This is a genomic window from Pseudomonas putida (assembly GCF_028682475.1).
Lineage (GTDB): Bacteria > Pseudomonadota > Gammaproteobacteria > Pseudomonadales > Pseudomonadaceae > Aquipseudomonas > Aquipseudomonas putida_AG.
Genome location: NZ_JANHLE010000004.1, coordinates 1 through 21965, shown reverse-complemented (window position 1 = coordinate 21965; position 21965 = coordinate 1). Strand labels below are relative to the sequence as shown.

Here is a 21965-nt window from a genome sequence, read left to right as displayed (position 1 = left end):
AAGCAGGGGTGATGCGGAGGGGAGAAACTACAAGGGGAGCCGAAGCTCCCCAAGAAGTAGTTGTGTGCTCTTATTATTTTTTTGCCGGGCTTCTTGTTTTTGTTGAGTGCCCTATCCACAAAACGCAAAGCTTGTGGACGATCTCCCTAACCGGGATTCAAGAGCAAACGGATTGCTTTGGTCGCTGAGGTTGCAATGATCATGCGATCCAACCAGTTCAGGCCCTGCTTGAGTGCAGTTTTTATTGTTCTCTGCCTGGTTGTGGGGCAAGCCCCAAATACAACTCCTCTCCAAAAGAATCAGTTAGCTGCGCCTCCGCCGTCTTGTTCTTATTGTGCGTGAGCCGATTCGTCTTATTTTTATTGTCTTTTGCAGTGCTTGTTATTGTTCTTGTACCAAACATATAGCAGGTGCCGTGCCAACTTTTGCAAACCCCAGTAAAACAAGGGCTTGGAGCGTTTTTGTGGCCTTGCTGGGGCGAAAAAAAACCGGGGCTTCGTTACCGTAAGCCCCGGTTTTTGTTACGAGATTGTGGCGAGGTAACAGTTTTTTCACATTTCGCCGTGTTACCGCTTTTCGCCCGGGTGACAGCTGAAAGGGATCAGCTGTCGCTGGTGGCACCGCTCTTGCGCCGCGGGATGCCCAGGCGCTGGCGGCGTTCCCACAGGCACTTGCGACTGACCCCGAGTTTGCGCGCCAGTTCGGTCTCGGTCATGTGGTCCTGGTGTTCGAGGACGAAGTGCTGGAAGTAGTCTTCCAGGGACAGGTCTTCGGTGGGTTCATGGCTGGTGTTGTTGGCTGTACTGCCATTGCCGGACAGGCTGGCGAACGGTTCGTCGTCTTCCAGGTCGCTCAGCTCGATATCGATGCCCAGCAGGTCGGCAGAAATTTCCGGGCTCTCGCAGAGAATCACCGCACGCTCAACGGCGTTTTCCAGCTCACGTACGTTACCCGGCCAGGAGTAATGACGGATCGCCTGTTCGGCATCATGGCCGAAGCGCAGGTCGTTACGGCCGACACGCGCGCTTTGGCGGGCGAGGAAGGCATTGGCGATTTCGTTGACGTCGGCACCGCGCTCACGCAGGGCTGGCAGCTTGAGGGCGATAACGTGCAGACGGTAATAAAGGTCTTCACGGAACTGGCCGATCTTGGCGAGGTTTTTCAGGTCGCGGTGGGTCGCAGCGATCAGGCGCACATCGACCTTTTGCGACTGCACCGAACCGACCCGGCGGATCTCGCCTTCCTGCAGTACCCGCAGCAGGCGAGCCTGGGCTTCCAGCGGCAGTTCACCGATTTCGTCGAGGAACAGGGTGCCGCCGTCAGCGGCTTCGACCAGACCTGCACGACCGGCGCTGGCACCGGTGAAGGCGCCTTTCTCATGGCCGAACAGTTCCGACTCGATCAAAGTTTCCGGGATGGCGGCACAGTTCACCGAAATCATCGGTGCCTTGGCGCGGCGCGAGAGGTTGTGCAGGGCGCGGGCCACCAGCTCTTTACCGGTGCCCGATTCGCCCTGGATCAGCACATTCGAGTCAGTCGGGGCGACCTTGCGGATCTTGCCGTACAGGTCTTGCATCGGCGGGCAGGAGCCGATGATGCCGATCTCGCCATTGGCGGCATTGCTGCTGCCTTTGTCGGCCATGCCGCTCTTGCCGTTGCCGCGGGCCTCGGCGGGAGCGGCGGGCGCGTTCTGGCGGTCACGCAGGATGCGCGCCACGGCCTGGAGCATTTCGTCATGGTCGAAAGGCTTGGCGATGTAGTCGACTGCGCCCATCTTCATCGAATCGACGGCAGAGCGCAGGCTGGCGTAGCTGGTCATGATCAGTACCGGCGTGCCCTGGCCGAGCTTGATCAGTTCGGTACCCGGGGCGCCAGGCAGGCGCAGGTCGCTGACAATCAGGTCGAAGGTGGCAATGCTGAAGCGCTCCTGTGCTTCCTGCACCGATCCGGCTTCGCTGACCTGATACTGGTTCCGTTCCAGTAGTCGACGCAGTGCCGAGCGGATGATGGTTTCGTCTTCGACGATCAGAATATGCGGCATTGATTCAATTCTCTCGACGGTCTCAGTTCACAGCGGACGTCGCTACGACATGGCGCGGCAGGGTCACTCGGATTCGGGTGCCGCGCTGGCTCTGGGCATCGGCCGGGCTGTCGATGGTGATTTGTCCATAATGCTCTTCCACGATGGAATAGACCAGAGCAAGCCCCAGTCCGGTACCTTCGCCCGGGTCCTTGGTAGTGAAGAAGGGTTCGAACAGACGATCCATGATGTTTTTCGGAATGCCGCTGCCTTCGTCCTCGACGATCAGGTCAACGGTATGCTCGCTCGCTTCGCTCTTGACCCGCACGGCACTGCCGGGCGGTGAGGCATCGCGGGCGTTGGACAGCAAGTTGATCAGGACCTGGGCCAGGCGTTGCGGGTCGCCATCGACCCAATGCTCGGGGTCGCACAGGTTGAAAAACTGTACTTCGAAATTGCGCCGGTTCAAGGCCAGCAGACCGATGGCGTCCTGCGCCACTTCGGCCAGGCACACCGGCTCGTCGCTGTGCTGATGGCTGCCGGCGTGGGCAAAGCTCATCAGTGACTGGACGATGCGGGAGATGCGCTTGGTCTGCTCAAGGATCTGGCTGCTCAGCTCGGTAATCTCGCCGTCTTCTTCGCGCTCTTCGCGCAGGTTCTGTGCCAGACAGGCGATGCCGGTGACCGGGTTGCCGATTTCGTGGGCCACCCCGGCTGCAAGGCGGCCGATACTGGCCAGGCGTTCGGAATGTACCAGCTTGTCTTCCAGGGCCTGGGTCTCGGTGAGGTCTTCGACCAGCACCACCAGGCCGCTGTTGCCCGGCGCCAGCGGCTCGTCAATGGCGGCCTTGTGCAGGTTCAGCCAGCGGGTCTGGCCGTCGAGGCCCAGGCGCTGTTTGTGCAGGTGTTCGTCGGGGATGTTGGTGAAGCCCAGCAGCAGACCGCGCCAGGGTTCGCTGATGGTTGTCAGGCGTGAACCGACCACGCGTTTGGCGGGAATGCCGGTGAGCTCTTCCATGGCCTTGTTCCACATCAGGATCTCCTGATCCTTGGCCAGCGAGCAGACGCCCATGGGCAGTTCCTGCAAGGTCTGGCGGTGGTAGCGGCGCAGGGCGTCGAGCTCGGCGGCAAGGCCGGTGAGGCGCGAGTGGTAGTCTTCCAGGCGACTTTCGATGAAGTGAATGTCTTCGGTAACGTAGTTTTCGTTACCCGACTTGTAAGGCAGGAACGTCTCGACCATGTCCTGGGCCACACTCGGCCCCATCAGCCCCGAAAGGTTGGCTTCGATACGGTCACGCAGGCGGCGCAAGGCATAGGGACGGCGTTCGTCGAAGGGCAGGTAGAGATCACGCAGGGCCTGTTCCACTTCCTTCTGTGCGGCCTTCGCCCCCAGCGGCTTGGCCAGTTGCGTGGCGAACTCCTGTGGCGAGGCGGCATGCAGCTCGCGGCGTTGCGGGCGGCGGACGTTATCCACCGCACAGGCTTCGGCGGCGCTGACTTCTTCACTGCTGGCGTTGGTGAACAGAGAGATCAAGGTGAACAGCAACACGTTCGCCGCCAGCGAGGCAATGGCCGCCATGTGCCAACTGGTGTCGTCGAGCACATAGATCATGTTCAGCAACGGGATGTAGAAGCCCTGCAGGTTGCCCACCAGGGGCAGCAACATGGTCACCATCCACACCAGGATCCCGGCCAGCAAACCGGCGATGAAACCGCGACGGTTGGCGGTCGGCCAGTACAGTACCGAGAGTACACCCGGCAGGAACTGCAAGGTGGCGACAAAGGCGACGATGCCGAGGTTGGCCAGGTCTTGCTGGCTGCCCAAGGTCAGGTAGAAGCCGAAGCCGGCGGCGATGATCGCGACGATCAGTGCGCGGCGGGTCCATTTCAGCCAACGGTAGATATTGCCCTCGGCCGGTGGCTGGTACAGCGGCAGCACTAGGTGGTTCAGGGCCATGCCCGAGAGGGCGAGGGTGGTGACGATGATCAAGCCGCTGGAGGCTGACAGCCCACCCACATAAGCGAGTAGCGCCAGCGCCTGGTTGTTGGCGGCGATCCCCAGGCCCAAGGTGAAGTATTCCGGGCTGGTGCTGGCACCCATCTTCAGGCCTGCCCAGAGGATCAAAGGCACGGCCAGGCTCATCAGCAGCAGGAACAGCGGCAAACCCCAGCTGGCGCTGACCAGCGAGCGCGGGTTGAGGTTTTCGGTAAAGGCCATGTGATACATGTGCGGCATGACGATGGCCGAGGCGAAGAACACCAGCAGCAGGGTCCGCCATGGGCCTTCCTGCAACGGTGTGTGCAGGGCGGCCAGGGCGGTCTGGTTCTGCAGCAGCCAGACTTCCAGCTGGTGCGGTCCGCCAAATACCCCGTACAGCGCGTACAGGCCAATGCCACCCAGGGCCAGCAGCTTGATCACCGACTCAAAGGCAATGGCGAACACCAGACCTTCATGTTTTTCCCGGGTGGCGATATGCCGGGAGCCGAAAAAGATGGTGAACAAGGTAATCAGGGCGCAGAAGGCCAGCGCCACCCGGGCCTTGACCGGCTCGCCGGTGAGGATAGTGATCGAGTCGGCCACGGCCTGGATCTGCAGGGCCAGCAACGGCAGTACGCCAATCAGCATGAACACCGTGGTCAGCGCCCCGGCCCAGGTGCTGCGAAAGCGGAAGGCGATCAGGTCGGCCAGCGACGACAGCTGATAGGTGCGGGTGATCTTCAGAATCGGGTAGAGCAGCACTGGCGCGAGCAGGAAGGCACCGGAAACCCCCAGGTAACAGGCCAGAAAGCCGTAGCCGTACTGATAGGCCAGGCCGACCGAGCCGTAGAACGCCCAGGCACTGGCATAGACACCCAGCGACAGGGTGTAGGTCAGGGGGTGGCGAATGATCGCGCGCGGGATCATCCCGCGTTCGCTGATCCAGGCCACGCCGAACAGCACCAGCAGGTAGGCGGCGCTGATCAGGATCATCTGGGTCAGGCTAAAGCTCATCGGCATCACGTTGGCTCTGCAGGATAAAGGTCACGACGATCAGGATCAGCCAGAGCAGGTAAGGGCGATACCAGGCTCCGGTGGGCTCGATCCACCAGTCCATGATGGCCGGGGAGAACAGATAGATCCCCACGACCAGAAGCAGGACCAAACGATAGATATACATGCTGGCCTCAAAGGTTAGGGCGCTGCGGCTTGGACTTATTATTGGCGCAAATGGCTGCGGCGATGGTAACGGATGGGCTGACGGCTGCAAACGTCCTTGAGCCATTTAGCCAAAGATTTGAATTTATTGGGCTTTGTTGGTGTAACAGGCTTGGCTAGGTGGGAGCGGGCTTGCCCCGCGATTGCGGTTTGTCAGTCGCATCATGTCGCGGGGCAAGCCCGCTCCCACCCGATCAGTGAAGGTCCGCTTCAGGCACGCTCAGGCGACGAGGGATAGCGTCAGGGGTCCAGTGTAAAGCAGCGTGCGCCAGCACTTCGGCCGGGGAGCCTTGCGTCATGCTGGCATCGGTGGTTTGTCCCAGGGCGCGCAGGGCTCGCAGCAGCAGTGGCGTGGCGTGTTCGGCGGGCAGCGGCGCGGAACGGTAGCTCTTGCCCAGCTTGTGGCCATCGGGTTGGGTAATCAGTGGCACATGCAGGTAACGCGGCTGCGACAGCCCCAGCAGTTCCTGCAGGTAAAGCTGGCGCGGTGTGTTGTCCAGCAGATCGGCGCCGCGCACGATGTCGGTCACCCCTTGCCAGGCATCATCCAGCACCACCGCCAGTTGATAGGCATAGAGGCCGTCGCGACGACGGATGACGAAATCCCCCACCTCACGCCCAAGGTGCTGTTCGAAAAGGCCCTGAACGCGGTCTTCGAAGCGGTAGGTCAGCTCCGGCACGCGCAGGCGAATGGCCGCATCCTGCTGGGCATGCCCGAGGTTGCGGCACAGACCGGGGTAAATGCCGTTGTAACCCTCCAGTTGCTTGCGCGAGCAGGTGCAGGCATAGGCCAGGCCCTGGCGGAACAGATGCTCGACCACCTCGGCGTAGGCGTTATGGCGTTGACTCTGGTAGACCACCTCGCCATCCCACTCCAGGCCGTAGCTTTCCAGGGTGTGCAGGATTGCTGCCTGAGCACCGGGGGCTTCGCGGGGCGGGTCGATATCTTCCATGCGCAGCAGCCACTGGCCGCCAACCGCGCGGGCATCCAGCCAGGAGGCGAGCGCAGCGACCAGCGAACCGAAGTGCAGGAAACCGCTTGGGGTAGGGGCGAAACGCCCGATGTAGCGAGGGTTGTTCATACTCATCAATGCAGGTACTGGGCAATCGTCACGGCCATAAATGAAGCGGGGCGCCTTGAGCGCCCCGTTCTGGTCAGATCAGGCTTTGCCGACCTGTTTTTCCTTGATTTCCGCCAGTGTCTTGCAGTCGTAGCACAGGTCTGCAGTCGGACGGGCTTCCAGACGACGAATACCGATTTCCACGCCGCAGCTTTCGCACCAGCCGTACTCTTCGTCTTCGATCAACTGCAAGGTCTTGTCGATTTTCTTGATCAGCTTGCGTTCGCGGTCGCGATTACGCAGCTCCAGGGCGAACTCTTCTTCCTGGCTGGCGCGATCGGCCGGGTCAGGGAAGTTGGCTGCCTCGTCTTTCATGTGGTCCACCGTCGCGTCCACGCCTTGCATCAGCTCCAGTTTCCATTTCTGCAGGAGCTTGGTGAAGTGCGCGCGCATGGGGACACCCATGTACTCCTCACCCTTGGTTTCTTTATAGGGTTCGAAGCCGCGAACGAGTTGACTTTGTTGCTTTTCTTGGGTGGACATGAATAGACCGCCTCTCACTCTTCTAATCCATTGCGCAGGCTGCTCCATCTCCGGCGCCCGCCGGCCCTGCGACTGCGAGCCGCCGAACTTACCAGATCGAATCGGGGCGCGCTACTCCCGGTGTCTTCGTGGTTGACAGCAGGTTTAGCCACACGTTCGCTTCAGCACACGGGTAGAATCATCATTCTAGACCTAATTGAGAGAAGGTTGATGGCCCAGTCCTACAGTGCGCGCAGCCGCGCCATAGAACCCTTCCACGTCATGGCCCTGCTGGCCCGCGCCAACGAGCTGCAAGCCAGCGGTCGTGATGTGATTCACCTGGAAATCGGCGAGCCGGACTTTACCACCGCCGCGCCGATCGTCGAGGCGGGCCAGGCTGCCCTGGCCGCCGGACATACCCGCTACACCGCGGCGCGGGGTTTGCCGGCGCTGCGTGAGGCGATTGCCGGCTTTTACCAGCAGCGCTATGGCCTGAGCATCGACCCCGAACGAATCCTCATCACCCCGGGCGGCTCCGGCGCCTTGCTGCTGGCCAGCAGTTTGCTGGTGGACCCGGGCAAACACTGGCTGCTGGCCGATCCCGGCTACCCGTGCAACCGGCACTTTTTGCGTTTGGTCGAAGGCGGCGCGCAGCTGGTACCGGTGGGCCCCGAGGTCAACTATCAACTGACCGCCGATCTGGTCGAACGCTATTGGGATCAGGACACCGTCGGCGCACTGGTGGCGTCCCCGGCCAACCCGACCGGCACCGTGCTCGAGCGTAGCGAGTTGGCCAGCCTGTCTGCGGCAACCCGCGCTCACAATGGGCATCTGGTAGTCGACGAGATCTACCACGGGTTGACCTACGGCATGGATGCAGCCAGCGTTCTGGAAGTCGATGACCAGGCCTTCGTGCTGAACAGTTTTTCCAAATACTTCGGGATGACCGGTTGGCGCCTTGGCTGGCTGGTAGCGCCACCGGCCGCGGTCAGTGACCTGGAAAAGCTGGCACAGAACCTTTACATCAGCGCCCCGAGCATGGCTCAACATGCTGCTCTGGCCTGTTTCCAGCCACAGACACTGGCGATTCTGGAAGAACGTCGTGCCGAATTCGGCCGTCGTCGCGACTTCCTGTTGCCAGCGTTGCGTGAACTGGGCTTCAAGATTGCCGTTGAGCCGCAGGGGGCGTTTTATCTGTACGCCGATATCAGCGCCTTTGGCGGTGATGCCTACGCTTTCTGCCAGCATTTCCTCGAAACCGAGCATGTCGCCTTCACCCCGGGCCTGGACTTCGGTCGCTATCAGGCCGGGCACCATGTGCGTTTTGCCTACACTCAGAGCCTGTCTCGTCTGCAGGAAGCGGTGGAGCGCATTGCCCGTGGTCTGCGGAGCTGGCAAGGCTGATGCGTTTTTCTCCACCTCTGGAAACCGCGCGACTGCTGCGCCGTTACAAACGCTTTCTGGCCGATATCGAACTGGCCAGTGGCGAGCAGATCACCATCCATTGCCCCAACACCGGCTCGATGCTCAATTGCATGGTTGAAGGTGGGCAGGTCTGGTTCAGTCGCTCCAATGATCCCAAACGCAAGTTGCCTGGCACCTGGGAAATCAGTGAGACACCACAAGGGCGCCTGGCCTGTGTGAATACCGGGCGGGCCAATGCGCTGGTCGAGGAAGCCCTGCGCGCCGGAATCATCAGCGAACTGGCCGGTTTTACCGGGCTCAAACGCGAAGTGGCCTACGGCGAGGAGCGCAGCCGTGTGGATTTTCGACTGGAGTTTGCCGATGGGCCGGCCTATGTCGAGGTCAAGAGCGTGACCCTGGGCTTTGACGGTTCAGCCGTTGCGGCTTTTCCCGATGCGGTCACCCAGCGGGGCGCCAAGCATCTGCGTGAACTGGCGACGCTGGCCCGCCAAGGCGTGCGGGCGGTGCAGCTGTATTGCGTCAATCTCAGCGCTGTCGAAGCCGTACGGCCCGCCGATGAAATCGATGCGGCTTACGCGCAAGCGTTGCGCGCCGCGGTGGCCGATGGCGTCGAGGTGCTGGCTTATGGTACGCGCGTCGATGGCGAGCAGGTCTACATCGACCGGGCGTTGCCGGTACTGCTTACGCCATGAGCCAGATGCCCTGGGTGTCTTCAAGGCAGTCCAGGGCGCTCAGCTGCTCTCCGGCGCAGGGGCCGGCCACGCATTCACCGGACTCGATCAGGAACAGGGCGCCATGTCGGCCGCAGGCGATCAGGCTGGCGCTGCTGTCGAGAAACTGATCCGGCTCCCAGTTCAGCGGGATGCCGCGGTGCGGGCAGCGGTTGCGGTACAGGTAGACCCGGCCTGCGCGGCGCACGGCAAACACCGCGGTGTCGTCAACGCTGAAGCCACGACTGTGGCCTTCGCCTAATTGGTCGGATGAGCAGAGAAAATGCATAGCGGGGAATTACCTGGAGTCACTGTTGGTTTGACGCTATCAAACGATACCAACTCCGGGCAAAAAAAAGACCCGGCAAAGAGCCGGGTCAATAACCGTGATTAGCCTGATGAGGAGATAATCTGAGAGTCCGAACCAGGGGCTTTCAGCTTACCCAACCAGTCTCGCGACCAGTTGTGGTAATCATAACGATTATCATTACGGTGTCAACCGTCGCTACTTAACATTCTCAATTATTTTTCTGAACGGCTTTTGCATCGAGCTGTTGGTTCAGGGCCTCCTTGCGCTCGGCCGGAATGTCATTCCAATGCACGTCGAGCAAGGCGCCTTCAATCGCGTAGAGCAGCACCTTCGAGGCCCGGAAGCCCCGGGTGCGCACCGCCTTGTAGGCGTTCACCGCCCCCAGTCGGCGCAGATCCGAAGCGCTGTGGATGCCGACCGCATGCAGCCACTGCGCGGAAGTCTTGCCAAGGTTTTTCAGATGCTGGAGTTCATCGTTCATCAAGCCTCCTTGCGACGGCTGAACGGGTCTTGTGGAGGAATCGTTGGCAGGTCAATGAGCAGTGTAGCGGCACTTGGGAAATACGCGGCGTTTTGCCATCGGGCTGCCGACAAGTAGCCGAAAGAACCCCGCCAGGCCACGGCAGGCGGGGCTTTAACGGTAAATTAGCGGGTGCGATAGCGCAGGCGGGTGCCGAAATTGACCGACATGAGAATTTCGTCGGCGCTCAGTTCACTGGGGAAGTAGGTGCCGGAGATCTGTGCATGCGACAGGCTCGCACCTTCGAGTCCATTGTGGCGCAGGTCAAGGCCGCGCAGATCGGCGGCGCGGAAGTAGGCATCGGTGAAATCGATTCCGCTGGTGTCCAGTTCCCGCAAGTCGAGGCCGCGGAAATCGCCACCGCGAAAGTCGATGCTGGCGTCCCTGGGTTTTTCGCGGTTGAAGCTGGCGATCTGTTCGTCATGCACCAGCGCATACAGTGCGCTGTCCAGTTGCCGTGGCTGATTCATGAGGGCGCCTCCTTGTGTGCACTTAGATGACACTATAGTGCCATCATTGCGGAGGCGCCGGAGATCAGGCGTGAAGTGTCGACTGCTTCACGTCCTGAGGTGCATCAGAGCCCTGGCAGACGCTGACGGATCTGCTTGACCAACAGGTCGAGACTGCCGCTTTCATTGGTCTCGACGCGCTTGCTTTGCAGCAGTTCTTCAGCGCTGAGTGGGTCACGACTGGCTTGCTGAGCCTTGACCACTTCCAGGGTGGCGTCCGACGGGTCGTTCTGATCGGCCTGACGTTGTGCCAGCCAACTGGCGATGACCGCGTCTGGTGCATTGCAGTCCAGGATCAGGAAGGGCACCCCGGTGTCGCCGGCAATGCTGGCTGCCACCTGACGCTGAGCCTGCTTGAGATAGGTCGCGTCGATGACCACCGGGAAACCGGCACGCAGGATGGTTTTGGCCAGATCGTGCAGGCGGGCATAGGTGGCCTGGCTGGCATCGTTGTTATAGATGCCTTGTTGCAACTGACCGACATCGCCTGTCTGCTGTTCACCGAACATACGCTTGCGCTCCACGTCCGAACGCAGGCGGATCGCGCCCAGGGCATCGACCAGGCGCATGGCGACATGGCTCTTGCCGACGGCGGAAACACCGTGGGTGATGGCCAGAAAGCGCGAAGGGATGGCGCTATAGCTTTCTGCCAGGTTGGCATAATTGCGGTAGGTGCGCAGGGTGGTGGCGCGCTGCACGGCATCGGCATTGGCCGGCATGCTGAACAGCGCAACCTTGGCCCGAACCAGGGCGCGGTACGCCTTGTAGAAATTCAGCAATTCCAGACCGGCGTAGTCGCCAGTCAGCTCCAGGTACTGGCTGATGAAGCGCCGCGACAGCGACTTCAGGCCACGGTCTTCAAGGTCCATGGCCAGGAAGCCGACGTCGGCATAGACGTCAGTCAGGCGGAAGGGTTCGTTGAACTCGATGCAGTCGAAGATCACCACCTTGCCGTCGATCAGGGTGGCGTTGCCCAGGTGGATGTCACCATGGCACTCGCGAATGAAACCCTCGGCCTTGCGTGCTTCGAGCAGGCCGTGAAGGCGCTTGAAGCTGTCCTGAGCCCAGGCCTGCAGGGCATCGAGTTGCTGCAGGTCGGCTTTGTCGCTGAGGAACGGGCGAATCTGCTCGAAGTTCTGCTCAACCGGTGCCATGACGCTGTCCGGGGTGCCCAGCGGATGCTCCACCGAAACCTTGGGTGCCTGCAAGTGGAACTCGGCGATCTGCCGGGCCATCTGGTCGATGTGTTCGGCGTTCAGTTCACCGTTGGCTTGCAGGGTGCTGAGCATCTGGTTCTGCGGGAACTGACGCATTTTCAGCGCGTACTCGATCGCTTCGCCTTCGCCGCCCAGTTGCGGCGCTTCGGCACTGCCGGTGATCGGCAGGACTTCAAGGTACAGGCCTTCGGTCAGGCGCTGGTTCAGGCGCAGCTCTTCGTTGCAGAAGTGCTTGCGTCCAGACAGCTCGGTGAAATCGAGGAAGCCGAAATTCATCGGCTTCTTGATCTTGTAGGCATAGTCGCCAGTCAGCAGTACCCAGGAGATATGGGTCTCGATGAGCTGAAACTCCTTCACCGGGTGAGGGAACAGGGCGGGGTTCTGCAGCGCGGTGATCAAGGCTTGGCTCACGGGCGATCCTTCTGGGTCTTGGTGATTTCGAGTGGGCCATTATGGCCGCAAGTGAGGCTGGTGCAAACCGCCGGAGGGCGCCTGTCGAGGATCAATAAAGTGCGTATAATCCGCCGCCATGACTCGTACCCGATCCCCCCGTACCGCTAAAAAACGCCCGTCTGGCCGCTCGCGCGCCTGGCTGGGCTGGGCCATCAAGCTCAGCCTGGTTGGCCTTGTGGTGCTGGCCGGCTTTGCCATTTACCTCGATGCTGTGGTCCAGGAGAAGTTCTCCGGCAAGCGCTGGACCATCCCGGCCAAGGTGTATGCCCGGCCGCTGGAACTGTTCGTCGGGCAGAAACTGAGCAAAAACGACTTCCTCATCGAACTCGATGCCCTGGGCTATCGCCGTGAAAGCGTCGCCAACGGCCCGGGTGCCGCCGCCGTCAGTGGCAATACCGTCGACCTCAATACCCGTGGTTTCCAGTTCTATGAAGGCATGGAGCAGGCGCAAGCGGTGCGCGTGCGCTTCTCCGGTGACTATGTGGCGGGCTTGAGTGGCCTCAATGGTTCCAAGCTCGACGTGGTTCGCCTGGAGCCGCTGATGATCGGCGGCCTGTATCCAAAGAACCTTGAAGACCGCATCCTGATCAAACTCGATCAGGTGCCGCCGTACCTGCTGGAAACCCTGGTGGCCGTGGAAGACCGCGACTTCTACAGTCACTTTGGCGTATCGCCGAAGTCGATTGCCCGTGCGGTGTGGGTCAACACATCGTCGGGTGCCATGCGTCAGGGCGGCAGTACCCTGACCCAGCAGCTGGTGAAAAACTTCTACCTGACCAACGAACGTAGCCTCAGTCGCAAGCTGACCGAGGCCATGATGGCCTTGCTGCTGGAACTGCACTACGACAAGCGCGAGATCCTTGAGGCTTACCTCAACGAAGTGTTCGTCGGTCAGGATGGTCAGCGTGCGGTGCACGGTTTTGGCCTGGCCAGCCAGTTCTTCTTCAGCCAGCCGCTGTCGGAATTGAAGCTGCATCAGGTGGCGTTGCTGGTGGGCATGGTCAAGGGACCGTCCTACTACAATCCGCGGCGTTACCCGGACCGCGCCACCGTGCGCCGTAACCTGGTGCTGGACCTGCTGGCCGAGCAGGGCGTGGCCACGCCAGAAGCCGTTGCCGCAGCGAAGAAAATGCCACTGGGTGTGACCAAGCGCGGCAGCCTGGCGGACAGCTCGTTCCCCGGCTTCCTTGATCTGGTCAAACGCCAGTTGCGCCAGGACTACCGTGACGAAGACTTGACCGAAGAAGGCCTGCGTATCTTCACCAGCTTTGACCCGATCCTGCAGATGAAGTCCGAATCGGCGATGTCCGAGACCTTCAAGCGCCTGGCCGGACGCAAAGGTGCTGATGAGGTCGAGGCCGCGATGGTGGTCACCAACCCTGAAACCGGTGAGGTACAGGCGTTGATCGGCAGCCGTCAGGCCGGCTTTGCCGGTTTCAATCGGGCGATTGATGCCGTACGGCCGATCGGCTCGCTGGTCAAACCGGCGGTCTACCTGACCGCGCTGGAAAAGCCGAGCCAATACACCCTGACCAGCTGGGTGCAGGACGAACCGTTCTCGGTCAAGGGTGGCGATGGCCAGGTCTGGCGGCCGCAGAACTATGACCGTCGCTCGCATGGCACCATCTACCTGTACCAGGGCCTGGCCAACTCCTACAACCTGTCGACGGCCAAGCTCGGCCTGGAACTGGGCGTGCCGAATGTCCTCAAAACCATTGGCCGGCTGGGCGTGAATGTCGATTGGCCGGCCTTCCCGTCGATGCTGCTGGGCGCCGGCGGCATGTCGCCGATGCAAGTCGCGACCATGTACCAGACCCTGGCCAACGGTGGTTTCAATACGCCGATGCGCGGCATCCGCAGCGTGCTGACCGCCGAGGGCGAACCGCTCAAGCGTTATCCGTTCCAGATCCAGCAGAGCTTCGATCCGGGGGCTATCTATCTGGTCCAGAACGCCATGCAGCGGGTGATGCGCGAAGGCACCGGGCGCTCGGTCTACAGTGTCTTGCCAAGTTCGTTGAACCTGGCGGGCAAGACCGGTACCAGTAACGATTCGCGTGACAGCTGGTTCGCAGGTTTCAGCCAGGATTTGCTGGCGGTGGTCTGGCTCGGTCGTGACGATAACGGCAAAACGCCGTTCACCGGCGCCACCGGCGCGCTGCAGGTCTGGACCAGTTTCATGCGCAAGGCCGACCCGTTGCCGCTGGACATGCCGTTGCCTGACAACGTCGTCCAGGCCTGGATTGACCCGCACTCCGGGCAGGGCTCCGACAGCAGTTGCCCGGGCGCGGTACAGATGCCGTATATTCGCGGCAGTGAGCCGCCTGCCGGCGCCGCCTGTGGCGGTACGCAGGATCCCGCCGAGTCCGTCATGGACTGGGTCAAGGGCTGGATGAATTAAGCAAAGAGGGTGTGAAGTGAACAAGTGGTGGTTTCCTGCCTTGACGGCACTGGCTTTGCTCAACGGTTGCGCCAACGTTCAGCGTGGCTCGATTCCCGTGGTCGACTCGAGCACGCGTGTGTCCAATAGCGAACGGGTCACGGCCAGCCGTGGTGCCCAGGTCAACGCCGGTACGCGTCAGGCCCAGGCCGTGCCGCAGGACTCCGGTGTCACCGTGATGGTTCCGCAGGGCGCGGGCGCGGCACCGATCCAGACATTCCCGGCTTCGACGGCGTCTGCGCCGATCAGCACCGGCCCGATCACGCCGGGGCCAGGCAATTCGGTGCCGTTCGACAGCGGTTCGAGCAATGCCGGCAGCTACACCATGCCGAGTACCAGCGCTCCGAGCGCGCCTAGCGGCATCCCACGCAGTGGCGCGGCCAGTGGTGGCCTGTCGGCTGACGAACAGCTCGACGGCCCGGTGCTGGCGCTGCTGACCACCGCTCAGCAACAGCAGGGCAGTGGTGATTACAACGGTGCCTCGTCGAGCCTGGAGCGTGCCCAGCGTATCGCCCCACGTGAGCCGCAGGTGCTCTACCGTCTGGCCCAGGTGCGCCTGGCTCAGGGTGATGCAGCGCAATCGGAACAGCTGGCCCGTCGTGCCCTGACCTATGCCAACGGCCGTCCCGACCTGCAAGCAGGCCTGTGGGGCATCATTGCCCAGGCGCGCGAGAAACAAGGTGACTCGGCCGGTGCTGCGCTGGCGCGGCAGAAAGCCCAGGTCAACCTGTAATGGACCCGCGCATTCTGGATATCGCCGATCACCTGTTGCTGATCGAGCACGAGCTGCACGCCCAGGGTTGGTGGGGTGACACTGCGCCGAGTGCCCAGGCACTGGCCAGCACGGTGCCCTTTGCGGTCGACAGCATGAACTTCGATCAGTGGCTGCAGTGGATTTTCCTGCCGAAAATGAAAGAGATTCTCGAGAAGGGCCTGGCGCTACCAAACGCCTCCGGGATCCTGGTCATGGCTGAAACGGTTTATGCCGATCGCTCGGAGCAAAGCCGCGAGCTACGCAGGCTGCTAGCAGAGTTTGACCAATTGATCAGTCCATCTGCCTGAATTTCCCTCTTTTCACCCTTGGAGCCACAGATTGTGGCTCTTTTTGTTTGTAATGTTTGTTTTTCTGCTGCTGTCACTGGCATTAGTGGTGGCTGTAGTTCGTCCTCGCGATAAATTGGCAATAATTTTTCTTGACTTGCGCGCGCCGAAAAAGAAGAATCCAGATTCCGCTGTAGAGGGACTGCCAGAAGCAGACCCGCTAAGCAGATCATGAGGCGCACACCCGCGCCGACCTGTTACACCCCGCAACGCGTTACCTCGCGCTGGGTGGGAAAACCCCGCAACACTTTGGGGCGCTCCCAATACTTGCTCAGTCAGTGCTGACGTAGTCGGCGATTCCGTCGCTCATGCTCTGCTTGGCAGTAAACCTATTAAGACCCGTCCACCGTGGGCGGTATTCTGGCGTTTTAGAGGTGAACAACGTGGAGCTTTTATCTGGCGCTGAGATGGTCGTCCGCTTTTTGCGTGACGAAGGCGTTAAGCACATCTACGGGTACCCTGGTGGTGCTCTCCTGCATGTTTACGATGCCCTGTTCAAAGAACCGGAAGTAAGCCACATCCTGGTTCGTCACGAGCAGGCGGCTACCCATATGGCGGACGGTTATGCCCGTGCCACCGGCAAGGCCGGCGTGGTCCTGGTAACCTCCGGTCCGGGCGCAACCAATGCCATTACCGGTATTGCCACTGCGTACATGGACTCCATTCCGATGGTTATCCTTTCTGGCCAGGTGCCTAGCACCATGGTCGGTACCGATGCCTTCCAGGAAACCGACATGATCGGTATTTCCCGGCCGATCGTGAAGCACAGCTTCATGATCAAACATGCCTCGGAAATCCCGGAAGTCCTGAAAAAAGCCTTCTACCTGGCGCAGTCTGGCCGCCCGGGTCCGGTGGTGGTTGATATCCCCAAAGACATGACCAACCCGGCGGAGAAGTTCGAATACGTCTACCCGAAAAAGGTCAAGCTGCGCTCTTACAGCCCGGCTGTCCGTGGTCACTCGGGGCAGATCCGCAAAGCAGCTGAAATGCTCCTGGCTGCCAAGCGTCCAGTGGTCTATGCCGGTGGCGGCGTGATCCTCGGTGGCGGTTCGGCTGCCCTGACCGAGATCGCGCAGATGCTCAATCTGCCTGTCACCAATACCCTGATGGGTCTGGGTGGCTATCCGGGTACCGATCGCCAGTTCCTCGGCATGCTCGGTATGCACGGCAGCTATACCGCCAACCTGGCCATGCATCACGCCGACGTGATTTTCGCAGTCGGTGCGCGCTTTGATGATCGCGTGGTCAACGGCCCGGCCAAGTTCTGCCCGAATGCCAAGGTTATCCACATCGATATCGACCCGGCGTCGATCTCCAAGACCATCAAGGCCGACGTGCCGATTGTTGGTCCGGTCGAGAGCGTCCTGACCGAGATGGTTGCGACCCTGCGCGAAATCGGCGAGCAGCCGGAAAAAGCGGCGATGGATGCCTGGTGGAAGCAGATCGAAGAATGGCGCGGTGATCGTGACATGTTCCCTTATGACAAGGGCGACGGTAACGTCATCAAGCCGCAGACCGTGATCGAAACCCTCTGCGAAGTGACCAAGGGCGATGCCTTCATCACTTCCGATGTTGGCCAGCACCAGATGTTCGCGGCGCAGTACTACCGCTTCAACAAACCCAATCGCTGGATCAACTCCGGTGGTCTGGGCACCATGGGCTTCGGTTTCCCGGCGGCCATGGGCGTCAAGCTGAACTTCCCGGACCAGGACGTTGCCTGCGTCACCGGCGAGGGAAGCATCCAGATGAACATTCAGGAGTTGTCGACCTGCCTGCAGTACGACCTGCCGGTGAAGATCGTCAACCTGAACAACGGTGTATTGGGTATGGTTCGCCAGTGGCAGGACATGTCCTACAACAGCCGTCACTCGCACTCCTATATGGAATCGCTGCCAGACTTCGTCAAGCTGGCTGAGGCCTATGGCCACGTGGGCATTCGCATCACCAGCCTGAAGGACCTCAAGCCCAAGCTCGAAGAAGCGTTCGCGATGAAAGACCGCCTGGTGTTCATCGACATCCAGGTCGACAACAGCGAACACGTCTACCCGATGCAGATCAAAGACGGCTCTATGCGCGACATGTGGCTGAGCAAGACGGAGCGTACCTAATCATGCGGCACATTATTTCCCTGCTGTTGGAAAACGAACCCGGTGCCTTGTCTCGCGTGGTGGGTCTGTTCTCGCAGCGTAACTACAACATCGAAAGCCTGACCGTAGCGCCGACCGAAGACCCGACCCTGTCGCGTCTGACGTTGACTACGGTCGGTCATGATGAGGTGATCGAGCAGATCACCAAAAACCTGAACAAGCTGGTTGAAGTCGTCAAGCTGGTTGACCTCTCGGAAAGCGCGCACATCGAACGTGAACTGATGCTGGTCAAGATCAAGGCCACGGGCGCACAGCGTGCCGAGATCAAGCGCACCACCGATATCTATCGTGGGCAGATCGTCGATGTCAGCAGCAGCGTCTATACCGTGCAGCTGACTGGCGCCAGCGACAAGCTTGACAGCTTCATTCAGGCCATCGGTACCGCGTCCATTCTCGAAACAGTGCGCAGCGGCGTTACCGGCATTGCCCGTGGCGACAAAGTGCTCAGCATCTAACTCAAAAAATTAGCGATGGCCCTATCGGGCCGAGATAACAGGGGTATGTTCATGAAAGTTTTCTACGACAAAGACTGCGACCTTTCGATCATCCAGGGCAAGAAAGTTGCCATCATCGGTTACGGCTCCCAGGGTCACGCTCAAGCGTGCAACCTGAAAGACTCCGGTGTGGATGTCACTGTCGGTCTGCGTAAAGGCTCGGCCACCGTTGCCAAAGCTGAAGCTCACGGCCTGAAAGTTGCCGACGTGGCTTCTGCTGTTGCGGCTGCCGACCTGGTCATGATCCTGACCCCGGACGAATTCCAAGGCCAGCTGTACAAGAACGAAATCGAACCGAACATCAAGAAAGGCGCCACCCTGGCCTTCTCCCACGGTTTCGCCATCCACTACAACCAGGTTGTGCCACGCGCTGACCTGGACGTGATCATGATCGCGCCAAAAGCGCCAGGTCACACCGTGCGTTCCGAGTTCGTCAAAGGCGGCGGTATTCCTGATCTGATCGCTATCTACCAGGACGCCTCTGGCAACGCCAAGAACGTTGCGCTGTCCTACGCCGCTGGCGTCGGTGGCGGCCGTACCGGCATCATCGAAACCACCTTCAAGGACGAGACCGAAACCGACCTGTTCGGCGAGCAGGCTGTTCTGTGCGGTGGTACCGTCGAGCTGGTCAAGGCTGGCTTCGAAACCCTGGTTGAAGCGGGCTACGCGCCAGAAATGGCCTACTTCGAGTGCCTGCACGAGCTGAAGCTGATCGTTGACCTCATGTACGAAGGCGGTATCGCCAACATGAACTACTCGATCTCCAACAACGCCGAATACGGCGAGTACGTGACCGGCCCTGAAGTCATCAACGCCGAATCCCGTCAGGCCATGCGCAACGCCCTGAAGCGCATCCAGGACGGCGAATACGCCAAGATGTTCATCAGCGAAGGTGCTACCGGCTACCCATCGATGACCGCCAAGCGTCGTAACAACGCCGCTCACGGCATCGAAGTCATCGGCGAGCAACTGCGCTCGATGATGCCTTGGATCGCCGCTAACAAAATCGTCGACAAGGCCAAGAACTAATCTGGTTCTGATGCGATGAAAACGCGGCTTCGGCCGCGTTTTTTCGTTTAGGCGGTCAGCTTCTGGTATAAAGCTTCATCGTCTGTCGGCGAACCCTCGTCGCAGACCTCTGTCGAAACTTTCCACACCGTTGCAAGGTAATGTCCATGAGCGAACGTCCCGAAGAGCCGAACAAGGCCTCTGACGCCGAAAGCCTGCTACCGATCGATGAGCATGTTGAAGAAGGGCATGACGCCGAAGGACGCAAAGTTCGGCATCGCGGTATCTATCTGCTGCCCAACCTGTTCACCACCGCGAACCTGTTCGCCGGTTTCTATTCCATCATCAATTCCATGAGTGCCCAGGCTGCCCTGAGCGCTGGCGATCCGCGTGAAGCGAGCAAGTATTTCGCGTTTGCCGCCATTGCCATCTTTGTCGCCATGGTGCTCGACGGCCTCGATGGCCGTGTTGCGCGTATGACCAATACCCAAAGCGCCTTCGGTGCCGAGTACGACTCGCTGTCGGACATGGTGGCCTTTGGTGTGGCGCCTGCGTTGCTGGCGTTCGGCTGGGCTCTGGGTGACATGGGCAAGGTCGGCTGGATGGTCGCCTTCATCTATGTCGCTGGCGCTGCGTTGCGCCTGGCGCGCTTCAACACCCAGGTCGGCACGGCCGACAAACGCTACTTCATCGGCCTGGCCAGTCCGGCAGCGGCAGGCGTGGTGGCCGGTACTGTCTGGGCCTTCAGCGACTTTGGCATCCAGGGCTCGAAGCTTTCGTTCCTGGTGGCCTTGCTGGTGGCAGCGGCGGGCATGCTGATGGTCAGCAACATCAAGTACAACAGCTTCAAGGAGCTGGATCTCAAAGGGCGTGTGCCGTTCGTAGCGATCCTCGCCGTGGTGCTGGTGTTCGCGGTAGTCTTCAGTGATCCACCACGCATTCTGTTGCTGGTGTTCCTCGGCTATGCGGCCTCCGGTCCTGTGCAATACCTGTTGCGCATGCGTCGGCGTAAAAACGTCGAGTGATGTAATTTCGCTCGGGCTCCGTAGTCTACTGGTGCATCAGTCCTCCAGTTCTACGGAGCCATCATGCTCATCAAGCTGTCCAAAGCCTCCGATTGCCACGAGTCGGACGTCACTCCAGAATCCCTCTATGTCTCGCGTCGCGCGTTGCTCGGCGGTACGGCGGCCGCATTGGCGGTGTCTGCACTGCCTCGATGGGCCAGCGCTGCTGAAATGTCGCGCTACGCCGATGTCGAGGCGGGTGCGGCGCCAGCCTGGTTCAATGACAAGCTGGCAGTGACCCGCTGGCAAGCGGTCACAGCGCCGGGGGAGGCGACCACGCCTTTCAAAGACGCCACTCACTACAACAACTTCTACGAATTCGGCACCGACAAGGGCGATCCGGCGGCCAATGCCGGCAGTCTGAAGACCGAACCCTGGACGGTGGTGATTGACGGCGAGGTGGGCAAGCCTGGGCGTTATGCGCTGGAAGACTTCATGCAGCCTTATCAGCTGGAGGAACGAATCTATCGTCTGCGTTGCGTCGAGGCCTGGTCCATGGTCATTCCCTGGCTTGGTTTTCCGCTGTCGACCCTGCTCAAGCAGGTAGAGCCAACCTCGAAGGCGCGCTACATCCGCTTCGAGACACTGCAGGACCCCAAGAGCATGCCGGGGCAGCGCTCCAGCTTTGCCCTCATCGACTGGCCTTATGTAGAAGGCTTGCGTCTGGATGAGGCGATGAATCCTTTGGCGATTCTGGCTGTTGGCATGTATGGGCGCGAGTTGCCCAATCAGAATGGGGCGCCGTTACGCCTGGTGGTGCCGTGGAAGTATGGCTTCAAGAGCATCAAGTCGATTGTGCGCATCAGTCTGGTGGCTGAGCAGCCGCGTACTACCTGGCAGGCCATTGCGCCCGAAGAATATGGCTTCTATGCCAACGTCAATCCCGAGGTTGATCATCCGCGCTGGACCCAGGCCCGGGAGCGACGCTTGCCCAGTGGGCTGTTCAGTCCCAATGTGCGGCCTACCCAGATGTTCAACGGCTACGCCGAGGAAGTGGCGGGGCTTTATAGCGGGCTTGATCTGCGGAAGAACTATTGATGCGCTATCCACTGTTTCGTCTCGGCATCTTTGTCCTGGCCAGCGTCTGGCCGTTGTGGTGGCTGTATGAGGCGGCGATGAATGCGCTCGGGCCAGATCCTGGCAAGATTCTGGTCGACCGGCTGGGATTAGGCGCGCTGATCTTTCTTCTGATCACCCTGAGCATGACGCCACTGCAGCGTTTGACCGGTTGGGCGGGGTGGATCGTCTCGCGTCGGCAGCTAGGGTTGTGGTGCTTTGCTTATATAGTGCTGCACATGACGTCCTATATGGTCTTCGTTCTAGGGTTGGACTGGGGGCAGTTGGGCGTGGAGTTGAGCAAGCGGCCCTACATCATTGTCGGGGCGTTGGGCTTTTTGGGATTGCTGGCTTTGGCCATAACTTCCAATCGCTATAGTCAGCGACGTCTGGGGGCGCGCTGGAAGAAGTTGCACAAACTGGTCTACGTGATTCTGGTGTTGGGTTTGTTGCACTTTCTCTGGATCGTGCGGGCGGATCTCACGGAGTGGGCTGTTTATGCGGGCATTGGCGCAGTTCTGCTGGCGCTGCGTATCCCGCTGTTTGCCAAGCGTATTCCGCGTCTCGCGAGTCGAAAAACAGCTTCTGCAACAAAAGCGTAAATAAGTCCTTGACGCCCCGTTTAATCTCTCTATAATTCGCCCCACTTCCGGCGCAGTCGGAACGGAAAACTCCTTGAGATTCAACGAGTTAGATGTTCCAGGTAATGCCGGAG

Annotated in this window: 20 protein-coding genes; 11 read left to right on the top strand and 9 right to left on the bottom strand. The window is 60.4% G+C overall.

Going from position 1 to position 21965, the window contains the following annotated elements; genetic code table 11:
* Positions 1-601: 601 nt before the first annotated feature.
* From NPS47_RS04700 to dksA, 5 genes are all read right to left on the bottom strand, one after another.
* A complete protein-coding gene (locus tag NPS47_RS04700) occupies positions 602-2041 on the bottom strand; it encodes a sigma-54-dependent transcriptional regulator (protein ID WP_274293938.1) in 1440 nt (479 codons plus the stop codon).
* A gap of 22 nt (positions 2042-2063) precedes the next feature.
* Positions 2064-5018, bottom strand: coding sequence for a sensor histidine kinase (locus NPS47_RS04695; RefSeq protein ID WP_274293937.1), 2955 nt, complete (start codon positions 5016-5018; stop codon positions 2064-2066).
* Positions 5002-5178, bottom strand: coding sequence for a hypothetical protein (locus NPS47_RS04690; RefSeq protein ID WP_003250005.1), 177 nt, complete (start codon positions 5176-5178; stop codon positions 5002-5004). Before NPS47_RS04690 ends, NPS47_RS04695 begins: the two co-directional genes overlap by 17 nt.
* Before the next feature lie 232 nt (positions 5179-5410).
* Positions 5411-6298, bottom strand: coding sequence for a tRNA glutamyl-Q(34) synthetase GluQRS (gluQRS, locus tag NPS47_RS04685; RefSeq protein ID WP_274293936.1), 888 nt, complete (start codon positions 6296-6298; stop codon positions 5411-5413).
* Between the two features lie 78 nt (positions 6299-6376).
* Entirely contained in the window at positions 6377-6820 is a 444-nt protein-coding gene (dksA, locus tag NPS47_RS04680; protein ID WP_038606824.1) for an RNA polymerase-binding protein DksA, read from the bottom strand.
* 210 nt (positions 6821-7030) lie between these two features.
* Between dksA and NPS47_RS04675 the strand changes: the two genes are divergently transcribed.
* On the top strand, positions 7031-8203 hold the full coding sequence (locus NPS47_RS04675) for a pyridoxal phosphate-dependent aminotransferase (RefSeq protein WP_274293935.1): 1173 nt from the start codon (positions 7031-7033) through the stop codon (positions 8201-8203).
* Positions 8203-8916, top strand: a complete 714-nt coding sequence (gene sfsA / locus NPS47_RS04670) for a DNA/RNA nuclease SfsA (protein ID WP_274293934.1) — start codon at positions 8203-8205, stop codon at positions 8914-8916. Before NPS47_RS04675 ends, sfsA begins: the two co-directional genes overlap by 1 nt.
* Here sfsA and NPS47_RS04665 read toward each other — a convergent pair.
* The 4 genes from NPS47_RS04665 to NPS47_RS04650 all read right to left on the bottom strand — a co-directional run bounded on the left by NPS47_RS04665 (position 8906) and on the right by NPS47_RS04650 (position 11901).
* Positions 8906-9223 carry a Rieske (2Fe-2S) protein gene (locus NPS47_RS04665; protein WP_274293933.1) on the bottom strand — a complete coding sequence of 106 codons (318 nt, stop codon included), beginning with the start codon at positions 9221-9223 and terminating at the stop codon, positions 8906-8908. The two genes, sfsA and NPS47_RS04665, sit on opposite strands and share 11 nt — an antisense overlap.
* A 229-nt stretch (positions 9224-9452) precedes the next feature.
* Positions 9453-9725, bottom strand: a complete 273-nt coding sequence (locus tag NPS47_RS04660) for a TfoX/Sxy family protein (RefSeq protein WP_157191111.1) — start codon at positions 9723-9725, stop codon at positions 9453-9455.
* A 164-nt stretch (positions 9726-9889) separates the two neighbouring features.
* Positions 9890-10234, bottom strand: a complete 345-nt coding sequence (locus NPS47_RS04655) for a pentapeptide repeat-containing protein (protein WP_274293932.1) — start codon at positions 10232-10234, stop codon at positions 9890-9892.
* Positions 10235-10338: 104 nt separating this feature from the next.
* Entirely contained in the window at positions 10339-11901 is a 1563-nt protein-coding gene (locus tag NPS47_RS04650; protein ID WP_274293931.1) for an AAA family ATPase, read from the bottom strand.
* A 118-nt stretch (positions 11902-12019) separates the two neighbouring features.
* On the opposite strand from NPS47_RS04650, the gene mrcB reads away from it, so the two are divergent.
* The 9 genes from mrcB to msrQ all read left to right on the top strand — a co-directional run bounded on the left by mrcB (position 12020) and on the right by msrQ (position 21852).
* Entirely contained in the window at positions 12020-14341 is a 2322-nt protein-coding gene (mrcB, locus tag NPS47_RS04645; protein WP_274293930.1) for a penicillin-binding protein 1B, read from the top strand.
* Between the two features lie 16 nt (positions 14342-14357).
* A complete protein-coding gene (locus tag NPS47_RS04640) occupies positions 14358-15113 on the top strand; it encodes a tetratricopeptide repeat protein (protein ID WP_274293929.1) in 756 nt (251 codons plus the stop codon).
* Positions 15113-15442, top strand: a complete 330-nt coding sequence (locus tag NPS47_RS04635) for a YqcC family protein (protein WP_274293928.1) — start codon at positions 15113-15115, stop codon at positions 15440-15442. Before NPS47_RS04640 ends, NPS47_RS04635 begins: the two co-directional genes overlap by 1 nt.
* A gap of 422 nt (positions 15443-15864) precedes the next feature.
* Positions 15865-17589 (top strand): acetolactate synthase 3 large subunit, encoded by a 1725-nt coding sequence (locus NPS47_RS04630; protein ID WP_274293927.1) that lies wholly within the window; start codon positions 15865-15867, stop codon positions 17587-17589.
* Between the two features lie 2 nt (positions 17590-17591).
* On the top strand, positions 17592-18083 hold the full coding sequence (gene ilvN, locus NPS47_RS04625) for an acetolactate synthase small subunit (RefSeq protein ID WP_010223016.1): 492 nt from the start codon (positions 17592-17594) through the stop codon (positions 18081-18083).
* A gap of 51 nt (positions 18084-18134) precedes the next feature.
* Positions 18135-19151 (top strand): ketol-acid reductoisomerase, encoded by a 1017-nt coding sequence (gene ilvC / locus NPS47_RS04620; RefSeq protein ID WP_038616234.1) that lies wholly within the window; start codon positions 18135-18137, stop codon positions 19149-19151.
* 146 nt (positions 19152-19297) lie between these two features.
* The gene (gene pssA / locus NPS47_RS04615; RefSeq protein ID WP_157191116.1) at positions 19298-20155 is read left to right on the top strand and encodes a CDP-diacylglycerol--serine O-phosphatidyltransferase; all 858 of its coding nucleotides are present in this window, start codon (positions 19298-19300) and stop codon (positions 20153-20155) included.
* A gap of 63 nt (positions 20156-20218) precedes the next feature.
* On the top strand, positions 20219-21232 hold the full coding sequence (gene msrP / locus NPS47_RS04610) for a protein-methionine-sulfoxide reductase catalytic subunit MsrP (RefSeq protein WP_274293926.1): 1014 nt from the start codon (positions 20219-20221) through the stop codon (positions 21230-21232).
* Positions 21232-21852, top strand: a complete 621-nt coding sequence (msrQ, locus tag NPS47_RS04605) for a protein-methionine-sulfoxide reductase heme-binding subunit MsrQ (RefSeq protein ID WP_274293925.1) — start codon at positions 21232-21234, stop codon at positions 21850-21852. Before msrP ends, msrQ begins: the two co-directional genes overlap by 1 nt.
* Positions 21853-21965: the final 113 nt, after the last annotated feature.